The sequence below is a fragment of the Mycobacterium sp. genome (assembly GCF_046095365.1).
In the GTDB taxonomy this organism is placed as follows: domain Bacteria; phylum Actinomycetota; class Actinomycetes; order Mycobacteriales; family Mycobacteriaceae; genus Mycobacterium.
Map to the genome: position 1 here is coordinate 1 of NZ_JBJTJF010000146.1, position 10,225 is coordinate 10,225.

13 protein-coding genes and 1 pseudogene are annotated in these 10,225 nt (G+C 70.9%); 6 read left to right on the top strand and 8 right to left on the bottom strand.

Translation table 11 applies throughout. From position 1 onward, the window contains the following. Nucleotides 1-118: integrase core domain-containing protein (locus tag ACKOQ4_RS11470; protein ID WP_526291913.1), on the top strand; the 118-nt coding region annotated here is incomplete at its 5' end. A gap of 24 nt (nt 119-142) precedes the next feature. Here the strand turns inward: ACKOQ4_RS11470 and ACKOQ4_RS11475 are convergent. After that, nucleotides 143-856, bottom strand: a complete 714-nt coding sequence (locus ACKOQ4_RS11475; protein WP_526291893.1) for an SIR2 family NAD-dependent protein deacylase — start codon at nt 854-856, stop codon at nt 143-145. Between the two features lie 38 nt (nt 857-894). Here ACKOQ4_RS11475 and ACKOQ4_RS11480 point away from each other — a divergent pair, with 38 nt between their 5' ends. Then, complete coding sequence (locus ACKOQ4_RS11480; RefSeq protein ID WP_526291895.1) at nt 895-1,269, top strand: Rv1152 family transcriptional regulator; 375 nt, start codon at nt 895-897, stop codon at nt 1,267-1,269. Here ACKOQ4_RS11480 and ACKOQ4_RS11485 read toward each other — a convergent pair. Beyond that, nucleotides 1,245-2,081, bottom strand: coding sequence for a class I SAM-dependent methyltransferase (locus ACKOQ4_RS11485; protein WP_526291897.1), 837 nt, complete (start codon nt 2,079-2,081; stop codon nt 1,245-1,247). The two genes, ACKOQ4_RS11480 and ACKOQ4_RS11485, sit on opposite strands and share 25 nt — an antisense overlap. Nucleotides 2,082-2,120: 39 nt before the next feature. Between ACKOQ4_RS11485 and ACKOQ4_RS11490 the strand changes: the two genes are divergently transcribed. After that, entirely contained in the window at nt 2,121-2,558 is a 438-nt protein-coding gene (locus ACKOQ4_RS11490) for a PPOX class F420-dependent oxidoreductase (RefSeq protein ID WP_526291899.1), read from the top strand. Nucleotides 2,559-2,568: 10 nt separating this feature from the next. Further along, nucleotides 2,569-2,748, top strand: coding sequence for a DUF5302 family protein (locus ACKOQ4_RS11495; RefSeq protein ID WP_526291901.1), 180 nt, complete (start codon nt 2,569-2,571; stop codon nt 2,746-2,748). A gap of 30 nt (nt 2,749-2,778) precedes the next feature. Here the strand turns inward: ACKOQ4_RS11495 and ACKOQ4_RS11500 are convergent, their stop codons facing one another. The 3 genes from ACKOQ4_RS11500 to ACKOQ4_RS11510 are packed head-to-tail and all read right to left on the bottom strand — an operon-like array spanning nt 2,779 to nt 6,374. Next, entirely contained in the window at nt 2,779-4,413 is a 1,635-nt protein-coding gene (locus tag ACKOQ4_RS11500; protein WP_526291915.1) for a monocarboxylic acid transporter, read from the bottom strand. 11 nt (nt 4,414-4,424) lie between these two features. Further along, a complete protein-coding gene (locus ACKOQ4_RS11505) occupies nt 4,425-4,763 on the bottom strand; it encodes a DUF485 domain-containing protein (RefSeq protein WP_526291903.1) in 339 nt (112 codons plus the stop codon). A 51-nt stretch (nt 4,764-4,814) separates the two neighbouring features. Further along, nucleotides 4,815-6,374 carry a PGRS repeat-containing protein gene (locus ACKOQ4_RS11510; protein ID WP_526291905.1) on the bottom strand — a complete coding sequence of 520 codons (1,560 nt, stop codon included), beginning with the start codon at nt 6,372-6,374 and terminating at the stop codon, nt 4,815-4,817. A gap of 151 nt (nt 6,375-6,525) precedes the next feature. Between ACKOQ4_RS11510 and ACKOQ4_RS11515 the strand changes: the two genes are divergently transcribed. Next, nucleotides 6,526-7,101: an HhH-GPD-type base excision DNA repair protein gene (locus ACKOQ4_RS11515; protein ID WP_526291907.1), complete on the top strand. Its 576-nt coding sequence runs from the start codon at nt 6,526-6,528 to the stop codon at nt 7,099-7,101. Between the two features lie 54 nt (nt 7,102-7,155). Further along, a complete protein-coding gene (locus ACKOQ4_RS11520) occupies nt 7,156-7,302 on the top strand; it encodes a DUF1059 domain-containing protein (RefSeq protein WP_313674215.1) in 147 nt (48 codons plus the stop codon). Here the strand turns inward: ACKOQ4_RS11520 and ACKOQ4_RS11525 are convergent. The 3 genes and pseudogenes from ACKOQ4_RS11525 to ACKOQ4_RS11535 all read right to left on the bottom strand — a co-directional run. Further along, nucleotides 7,299-8,711: a wax ester/triacylglycerol synthase family O-acyltransferase gene (locus tag ACKOQ4_RS11525; protein WP_526291909.1), complete on the bottom strand. Its 1,413-nt coding sequence runs from the start codon at nt 8,709-8,711 to the stop codon at nt 7,299-7,301. The two genes, ACKOQ4_RS11520 and ACKOQ4_RS11525, sit on opposite strands and share 4 nt — an antisense overlap. Before the next feature lie 46 nt (nt 8,712-8,757). Continuing rightward, nucleotides 8,758-9,786 (bottom strand): Rv1157c family protein, encoded by a 1,029-nt coding sequence (locus ACKOQ4_RS11530; RefSeq protein ID WP_526291911.1) that lies wholly within the window; start codon nt 9,784-9,786, stop codon nt 8,758-8,760. 45 nt (nt 9,787-9,831) lie between these two features. Continuing rightward, nucleotides 9,832-10,225 (bottom strand): annotated as a pseudogene (locus ACKOQ4_RS11535) (hypothetical protein); the annotation flags it as partial.

The following is a 10,225-nucleotide window of genomic DNA, read 5'->3' on the forward strand; positions in this document are numbered from 1 at the left end:
CTGGAGCAGCAACAGCCAACGCAAACGCGGTCTTGACCGATTCCTTGACCGCTACAACACTCGACGAGGCCACTCCGCCCTCGGCGGACGACCACCCATCAGCCGGCTCGCCGCCTGACAACAACGTGTCAGGTCACGACACCTAGTCGAGCAGTTCGGGCAGCCTTTGCAGCAGGGTCGGCAGCGCTGCGCCCGCGGTCTCCCGGACGCTGAGCGTCGCCGAGGAGGACAGCGGGGTGGGTTCGGGATTGACCTCGATCACCACGGTCCGCTGGGCCAGGGCGATGTCGGGCAGGCCGGCGGCCGGGTAGACCAGGCCGGAGGTGCCGACGACCACCACCACATCCGCGGTGGCCACCGCTTCGACGGCGGCCTGCCACGGCTCGTCGGGCAGGGCCTCGCCGAACCAGACGATCCCGGGCCTGATCCTCCCGCCGCACTCGCAGGCCGGCGGGGTCTTCTCCAGCACAGGTTCGGGCATCTCCGGAAGCGGACCGTGATAGCGCGAACCGCAAGTGTCACACCAGAATTCGGCGAGACTGCCGTGCAGGTGGTGCACAGTGCGGCTACCCGCGCGCTCGTGCAGATCGTCGACGTTCTGGGTCACCACCGTCACCTCGGCGAAGTCCTGCCAGGCCGCCACCGCACGGTGGCCGGCATTGGGCTGGACCTCGCGCACCAGATGGTGGCGCCACAGGTACCAGGCCCACACCCGCTCCGGGTGCCGCTGCCATCCGTCGGTGCTGGAGATCTCGTAGGGGTCGTATTTCGACCACAGACCGGTCTCGTCGTCGCGAAAGGTCGGAACTCCGCTCTCCGCCGAGATCCCCGCCCCGCTGAGCACCGCGATCCGCACGCCCCCAAAGATAGCCGCTGTCGGCGATACTGAGGCCCGTGCAGTGGGTGCGGATTGACTCCGATTCGGCTGTTCCGTTCTTCGAGCAGTTGCGCCTGGCGGTGATCGAGGCCGTCCGGGACGGGCGGCTGGCGCCCGGCGCCCGACTTCCCACGGTCCGCGAACTGGCCGGCGAGCTGGGCCTGGCGGTCAACACCGTTGCCCGCGCCTACCGGGAACTGGAGGCTGCCGGAATCGTCGAGACCCGTCGCCGGCTGGGCACGTTCGTGGCGCGGCGCGACCCCGCCGACGCGGCGATGGCGGCTGCTGCACACAGCTATGCCCAGGCCGCGCGGGCGCTGGGACTGGGCCGGGCCGAGGCGCGACGCTATCTCGACGCCGAGTTCGCTCAGCCGAATTCGAGCAGGGCGTAGACGCCGCGGAACGGCTTCGTCGGCCCGAACCGCCAGAACGCCGGGAAGACTGTCTTGAAGACGAAGCCGCGCCCGGCGGGCATCGGCACGTCGTGCACGGCCCGCAACCCGGGAACCCGGCCGACCAGATCGCGTAACTGGTTGATCGACAGGCTGAACGGCATCGGCGGCACCCGGTAGTGCCTGGACGCCCGGATGCCCTTGGGGGCGACCTTCTTGATGATCGTCGGCGGCAGGTCGAAGAACATCTGACCGCCCGGAAAACGCTTGGCGCACTGGCGGATCAGATCCATCGCCTCGTCGGGCTGCAGGTACATCAGCAGACCCTCGGCGGTGATGAACACCCCGTCGCCGGCATCGACGCGGTCCATCCAGCTGTAGTCCAGGGCGGACTGGGCCAGGTTGGTGATACGCGGCGAGGGGGGCAGTAGCCGTTCCCTCAGCTCGACCACCGGCGGCAGGTCGACCGACACCCATCGGAACTGCGGGTCCGGCACTGCGGCGTCCAGGCGCCAGAAGCTGGTCTGGAACCCCTCCGCCAGCGCGACGACGGTGGCCCGCGGCCGGCCGCGCAGATACGCGACGGTGCAGCGGTCGGCGGCCAGCGAGCGCAGTGCCATCTCCTGGCCGCGCCGTCCGAACTTGTCGTAGTCCACCGCCAGCGAATCGCGCAGAGCGATGGCCATCGGGTCGTCGATGATGGCGTCGGGCATCTCGGCCTGCCGGGCGCGGCCGTTGAGGGTCATCAGGGCGGTTTCCGACACCCCGGTGAGCGCGGCCGCATCGGCCTTCTCGTTGGCGGGACGGTTCATCGCGCGCCACCCTACCCGCGTCCGCAGTAGGCTCGTCGGGTGAGGCGTCAGGTTTTCGACGACAAGCTGCTGGCCGTGATCGCCGGCAACGCGCTGGGTGTCCTGGCCACCATCAAGCGGGACGGACGCCCGCAGTTGTCCAACGTCAGCTACCACTTCGACCCCCGGGGTCCGGCCGTCGAGGTGTCGGTCACCGAGCCGCGGGCCAAGACCCGCAACCTGCGCCGCGACCCGCGCGCCTCGCTGCTGGTCAGCTCGCCCGACGGGTGGTCGTATGCGGTCGCCGAGGGCGACGCCGTGCTCAGCCCGCCGGCCGCGGCACCGGACGACGAGACCGTCGAGTCGCTGATCACGCTGTACCGCAGCATCGCCGGGGAGCATCCGGACTGGGACGACTACCGGCGGGCGATGGTCGCCGACCGGCGGGTGCTGCTGCGCTTGCCGATCGCGCACCTCTACGGCATGCCGCCGGGATAACCTTGCCAGCATGGCCGAATCGGAGAGCGACCCCCAGGACGAGACCAAGCGCAAGTTCCGCGAGGCACTCGAGCGCAAGAAGGCCAACGCGGCCGGCAATGCCGCCCACACCGACGGCGGATCCAGGCAGTCCCACGCCCACGGACCGGCCGAGCAGCGCCGCACCTTCCGCCGCAAGAGTGGCGGCTAGCCCGGGCAGCCCTACGTGGGGCAATCGGACTCAGTGGTGCGTCGCCTTCTCGGCGCCCACGCCGGTCAGTGAGCGCACCTCCATCTCGGCGTTGAGCACCGGGTCGCCGGTGTCGCGCGAGGTGAGCGTGCCCACGACGCCGAGCAGGAACGCCAGCGGAATCGACACGATCCCGGGGTTCGACAGCGGGAACACGTGGAAGTCCAGGCCGGGCAGCATCGCCGTCTTGGCGCCGGACACCGCGGGGGACAGCACGATCAGAACGAGGCAGCTGATCAATCCGCCGTACATGCTCCACAACGCTCCGCGGGTGTTGAACCGTTGCCAGTACAGCGAATACAGGATCGTCGGCAGGTTCGCCGAGGCCGCAACGGCGAATGCCAGCGCCACCAGGAACGCCACGTTCTGCCCGTTGGCCAGGATGCCAAGACCGATCGCCGCGACGCCCAGGACGACGGCGGTGATCCGGGAGACCCGGACCTGCTCGTCCTCGGTCACGTTGTGCGACTTCATCACGCTGGCGTACACGTCGTGGGCGAAGGAGGCCGACGCGGTGATGGTCAGTCCGGCGACCACGGCCAGGATCGTGGCGAAGGCCACCGCCGAGATGACGCCGAGCAGGATCACCCCGCCGAGTTGGAACGCCAGCAGCGGTGCCGCGGAGTTCTCCTTGCCCGGCGCCTTGAGGATCGTGTCCGGTCCGACCAGAGCGGCCGCGCCGTAGCCCAGGGTCAGGGTGAACAGGTAGAAGGCGCCGATCAGTGCGATCGCCCAGACCACCGAGCGGCGGGCCTCCCTGGCGGTCGGCACGGTGTAGAACCGCATCAGCACATGCGGTAGGCCGGCCGTTCCGAGCACCAGGGCAAGGCCCAGGGAGAGCAGGTCGATCTTCGAGACGGCCGTTGCGCCGTACTTGGCGCCCGGGGCCAGCACGTCGCGGCCTGAGACGCCCTTGGTGGCGGCCTGGTGCACCATGTCCTGTGCCCTGCCAAGCAGCGCCGAGAAGTTCAGCCCGAACTTCGCCAGCACCAGAGCGCTCATGATCGCCGCACCGGCGATGAGCAGGACGGCCTTGATGATCTGCACCCAGGTCGTGCCCTTCATTCCCCCGATCAGCACGTAGAGGATCATCAGGACGCCGACGACGGCGATCACCACGGACTGCGCGAACCGGCCGTTGATGTCGAGCAGCAGCGCCACCAGGCCGCCCGCACCGGCCATCTGCGCCAGCAGGTAGAACAGCGACACCGTCATGGTCGAGGTGGCCGCGGCCAGCCGGACCGGCTTCTGGTGCAGCCGGAAGCTCAGCACGTCGGCCATGGTGAATTTACCGGTGTTCCTGAGCAATTCGGCCACCAGCAGCAGCGCCACCAGCCACGCGACCAGAAACCCGATCGAGTAGAGGAACCCGTCGTAGCCGTAGACGGCGATAGCCCCGGCGATGCCGAGGAAACTCGCCGCCGACAGGTAGTCGCCGGCGATCGCGACGCCGTTCTGCGGGCCGGAGAAGGCGTGGCCGGCGGTGAAGAACTCGGTGGCGTTGGTGTTGGTGCGCCCGGCCCGGATGACGATCACCAGCGTGATGACGACGAAGGCGGCGAAGATGCTGATGTTGACCGCCGGGTTGCCGATCCGGGTGCCCTCGGCGAGGAGGCGAGTCTCCAGGAGGAGGGGGGTCACTGCTCGGTCCAGTGCATCTCGGCGCGGATCGCGGCGGCCCGCGGGTCCAGTTCGCGGTTGGCGAATCGGACGTAGAGGCCGGTGATCGCGAAGGTGGTGAGGAACTGGCCCAGCCCGAGCAGCAGACCGACGTTGATGTTGCCCCACACCTTGGTGGCCATGAAGTCGTGGGCGAACGCGCCCAGCAGGACATAGGCGGCGTACCAGATCAGGAAGAAGGCCGCCGCCGGGAACACGAAGCGGCGAAGGCGGCGGCGCAGATCCTGGAATTCGGGGCTGGCCTGCACGGAGACGTACTCGGCGCCGCGCGGCGTCTTCTCGTTGTCGGTCGGCACATCACTCCCGTCGGCGGCGGTCGGCTCCCGACAGCGTAGGGAGTCGCGCGGTCAGCCGCGCGGCGACCGGCCGGGGCGGGCAGCACCCTTCGGCGAACGGGGGCCGTCGACGCCTGCGGACCTGACGGTAGCCGCGGGCCTGACCGGTGTTCTGGCCGCCGCTGCCAACCGGGCCGCCGCACTGGGCACCGGCGCCGGCGCCGGTGTGCCGTCGGTGCCGGGGGTACCACCGCGACCCAGGAAACCGCCGGATCCAGCCCCGCCGCCGCGGCCGCCCACCGGGTTCTTAACCGTCGCCGGGGGGTCGAAGTAGGTGTTGGTCCAGGTGGGGGTCTCGCCACCGCCGACGGCATCGCCGCCGTTGCCGCCGTTGCCGCCGCGGGAGAAAAGAAGGCCCCGACCGCCGAAACCGCCGTCGCCGCTTCCGTTCCCGCCGATCGTGCTGCCGTCCGGCTTGGTGCTGCCTCCGCCCTGGCCGCCGGAACCAGCGGTCCCGACCACGACATCGCCGCCATCACCGCCGTAGGCCCCGAGGGCTGTGCCGTCCTCGGCTTCGCCTCCGCCCCCGTCACCGCCGTCCCCGCCCCGGTTTGAGTTCGACTTGCCGCCGGTGCCCCCGGGGCCCCCGAACGCAGCGGCCTGGTTGTAGCCGAAACCGTATCCGCCGTTCCCGCCTTTCCCGCCCTGGCCCCAGATGGAGGCGCCGCCCCAGCCGCCATAGCCCCCCTCCGCGACGTGTTCGGGGTCGTCGGAGTCCACCGCGGCATCCCCGGCGCTGCCGCCGGCGCCACCGGCCCCGAAGAGCAGGCCGCGGCCGCCGTCCCCGCCGTAGCCGGCCACCGCCCCGCCCTCCGATCCGAGTTCTCCGAATGTGAACGAGTAGCCGCCGTCACCACCGGCGCCGCCGCGGCCGAACAAGCCGGACCTGCCACCGACCCCGCCGTCGCCTCCGGACGCGAGACCAATGGCGAAGAAGGTGTTCTCCCCGCCGTCACCGCCCCTGCCGCCCTGCCCGAACAGCAAGGCGCCGTTGCCGCCGTCCCCACCGTAGGTGGCTTCCAGGATGATCTCGCCGCCGTCCTCCGCGTCCGCGCCTCTGCCGCCCGCACCACCGTTGCCGACGAACAAGCCCGCGTTGCCGCCCTTACCGCCGTCAACGAGGTCGGCCACGCCGTTGCCGCCGTTACCGCCGTTGCCGTAGAAGAAGCCGCCGTTGCCGCCGTTGCCGCCGACGTTGCCGCCGTTGCCGCCGTTGCCCCACAGTCCGGCGTTGCCGCCGTGGCCGCCCTTGGCGCCGTTGCCGCCGTTGCCCCACAGAATGCCGCCGTTGCCGCCGTTGCAGGCTTGTCCGTGGCAGTTCGGGGCGGCGTCGGCGCCGTTACCGATGAAAAGGCCGACGAAGTTCCCGGCGCGACCCGAGGCGTTCCCCGACGCCAGGGCGCGGGGCGCGGCCCGGCCGTTCCCCCGGGCCTTCGCCGTGAGTTCGTACCTGGCGCTCGAAAGCTTGCTTGGCGTGAAAGCCGCGTCGGAATCGACCGGGGCTCCCACGGCGATAGCCGCGGAACCGGCGACGGTCGCGGTGGCCACCGCCAGTACCCGGATTGTCCTCATAGCGCTCCTCAGCGTGTGCCGGTCGTCGTCGCCGCCACGTTAGAGCACCGGTTGCTTTCCTGCCGGTTAATTGCGGGCACCGCGGAGCTGTCGCGTCCACATGGAAGCCGGCACAGCCCGCCCGCGCCGGCAGCGGACGTAGTATCGGGGCATGAGCAAGCTCTGCCTCGCCCAGGAGCCCGGAGCTGACCAGCTTCTCGAAGAAGATCCGTTCGCCCTGCTGGTCGGGATGCTGCTCGACCAGCAGATCGCGATGGAGGTCGCCTTCGCGGGTCCCCGCAAGATCGCCGATCGGCTCGGCGGGATCGACCCCGGTCTGGTCGCCGATTGCGATCCGGACCGGTTCGCCGCGCTGTGCGCGGAAAGCCCCGCGGTGCATCGGTTTCCGGGGTCGATGGCCAAGCGGGTCCAGGCACTGGCCCGCGAGATCGTCGAGGGCTACGGGGGGGACGCCGCCGCGCTGTGGAACCAGGGTGACCCCGACGGCGCGGAGGTGCTGCGCCGGCTCAAGGCACTGCCCGGGTTCGGCGAGCAGAAGGCCAGGATCTTCCTGGCACTGCTGGGAAAGCAGTACGGGGTGACCCCGAAGGGCTGGCGGGCGGCCGCCGGCGACTACGGCAAAGCCGGGACGCACATGTCTATCGCCGACGTGGTGGACAAAGGCTCGCTGGATCGTGTTCGGTCATACAAGAAGGAAATGAAGTCAGCTGCGAAGGCGAAGGCCTGAGCAATCGGGATAGCGAAGGCCTGAGCCATCAGGGCAGGAGAAGAAGGCATGACGATGAAGACCCACCTCAACTGTCCGTGCGGTGAGGCCATCCGCGGCAAGGACGAAGACGAACTGGTCGAGTTGGCTCAGGCCCACCTGGCCGAGGCCCACCCCGGCATGCACTACGAACGGGAGCACATCCTGTTCATGGCCTACTAGGCCGGACGCAGTACGGCGGCCTCGAGGTCGTCGAGTGCCCGCTCGGTGAACGGGATCAGGGTCTCGAGGTCGGGGGTCAGGTCGCGGTCGGCGACGTAGCCGACGCTGATCCGGTCGGCGTAGGAGCACACCGTCGCGTTCAGGCCGATGCCGTCCCAGATGGTGGAGACGGGATAGAGCTCGTCGACACGAGAACCGTTGAAGTACAGGGTTTCCCGCGGTCCGGGCACATTGGAGATCGGGATGTTGAAGCTCGGGGGGACCTTGGTGTCGAACGGCAGCAGCGGCAGCAGGATGGTCGGCCCGATCGCCGGACCCAGCGCCACCAGCATCGCCCCCGGGCCCTCTTCGGCCACCTGCTTTTTGACGTTCACCATGGCGTTGTGCACCAGGTCCAACCGCTGGGCGTCGTCGGCCAGGTCGGTGCCCAGCGGGCACATTCCCATGCCGAACTGGTTCCCGTGGCTGTCGGCGGCCACCGAGCCGGCCGGGCGGACCGTGACCGGGCAGAGCGCCACCAGCGAACGGTCGGGTAACTCGCCGCGCTCGGCCAGCCAGTGCCGCAGCGCCGCGGAGATGACGGTCATCACCACGTCGTTGCCCGTGACGCCGGCGGCTTCCCGGATCGCCTGAACCCTGGCCCGCTCCAGGCTTGTCCCGGCGACCGCCCGGTAGGTGCCGAGCTTGGCGTTGAAGCGGGTCCTCGGCGCGCGGAACGGGGTGACGATGCTTCGGGTGAGCAGGCTTCCCAGCGCTCCCGCCAGCTGGGCGTGCAGCACCTTGCCGGTCAGTTCAACCCCGGCGGAGGCGGTCGCCACCACCCCGCGCAGCGCTGAGATCAGAGCCGGGGGCCGCGGCCCGGCCGGCCGGGGCGAGCGGGCCTGCTGTTCTTTGGTGGCATAGAAGGGCGGCATGGCGCGCAGGTCCGGATCGGGGCTGAGCGAGTCGGTGATCATCTTCAGGCCGGCCACGCCGTCGACGACGATGTGGTGCACCTTGATGTAGAAGGCGAACCGGCCGTCGGGAAGGCCGTCGATCAGGTAGGCCATCCACAGCGGCTCGGAGCGGGCCAGGCGCAGCGCGTGCAGATCGGAGACCATCCGCCACAGGTCGTCCGGGCCGCTGCCGCGGGGCAGGGTGCGGCGCTGGCAGTGGTGCCGGATGTCGACGTTGTCCGCGTCGCGCCACACCCACATGAATCCGGTGTCGATCCCGCTGTGCACGACCCGCCGCAGTCTCGGGTCCACGTCGACCGCGGCGGTCAGCGTCTGTTCATAGAGCTGCTTGACGTAGTCCTTCGGATCCTCGCCTGGCGGCGGGCTGAGGACCATCAGAGCGGCGACATGCATTGGGCTGGAAACGAACTCAGCCGTGAGCATCAGCGAGTCGAGCGGATCGAGCAGTGCCATTGCGACACCAGCCTAGACCCGTGGCCCCAGGGGCGGGGCAGCCCGGTTACGGGACGACCGAGGAGCCGATCGTCGGCATGAAGGTGCACTGCTTGTCCAGCGTTGTCACCTGGCCGAAGATCGTCGACATGACGCTGCCCGGCCCGGTGTCCACGATGGCCGTCAGCGTGGTCGGGCCCTGCGGGTTGATCGCCGGGTTGGGCTTGAGCGTGGCGGTGCCGGAGCGCCCGGTGCTCAGGTTCACCCAGGTCACGTTGAGCGGGAGTTTCTGTTCTGCGGCCGGAGCCGGGGTGCCCACGGCGGTGAACACGTAGGCCATCTGGCCGGCGGCGGGGCCCGGTGCCGGGATCTTGGCCGGCCCGGCCACCGCGATCGCGGTGGCGATGACGTTGCCGCCGTCCTTCAGGCAGCCGTTGCTGATCGACGGATACATGAAGTCCTGGGTCGGCGGGGCACCCGGGTCGTAGGGCATCGCCGCGGGGGCGGGTGCCGGAGCCGGTCCGGCCAGCGCCGCCGGTGCCGGAGCCGGAGCCGGCGGCGGGGCGGCCACCATGGTCGGCACCTCGGGCATGGCCGCCGCGACCGGCCCCGCGGCGTGCGCGGGGTCGACCCCGGCCGGCAGGTGCGCCTCGGTTCCCGGCGCCGCCCCCGGCGCGGGCACGTGCTGGTCCAGCGGCATCGGACCGTTGCCCGGACCGGGGGTAAGCAGCGGTGCCGTGCCGTGGTCGAGGGTGGCGGCCTGCTGGGCGACCGCCGCCGACGGCGGGCTCAGCGACGGCCCGGCCGCGCCGCCCTCCTGCACGAACCTGGTGACCGCCTGAGCCAGCGCGAGCGAGCCCTCGGGGGTGGCGGCGTTGCCGGCCAGCTGCGAGGCCGCTGCCAGCAGCAGCTCCTGTGCCGAGCCCGGATGGGCCGCCGCCTGCTGGACCACCGGGCCGAGGCTGGTCATCGCCTCCAGCCCGGGCAGCTGGCCCGGATCCAGCGGGATGGTGGGGTCGGCCGCCGCGACCGGGCCGGCGGCCACGGTCAGGGCGAGGCTCATCAGGCCGGTGGCCAGCTTGGCGATGGTCTGCACAGCACGCTCCCTCGTCGGTGGTTCGGTGGTTCGGTGGCTCGATGGTCAGGGCAGGGCGTTGAGCAGCGGGATGCTGTTGACCGGGGCGGCCGTCCCCAGTGGTGCGGCCGGCATGACCGGCTGCGGCGCGGTCACCGGGGCGCCCGGCAGGAACGGCAGTCCGGCGGGGGCGAGGTTGACCAGGTTGGCCGGCACGCCCAGTCCGTTGAGCAGCGGGACCAGGGTCTGGCCCGGGAGCGCCGGGGCGGCCGGGAGCGCCGGGGCGGCCGGGGCGGGCCGCACGCCGGGGGCGACCTGGATCGGCGAGACCGGGAGGGTGTTGGGCGCCGGTGCCCCGACGAGCTCGGGGGCGCCGTTGAGCGGGGTGGCCGCGGTCTGACGCTCGGCTCCCACGCTCGCGGGGGGGGGGGGGAACTGCTGAGGCATGCTCAGCGCCGGG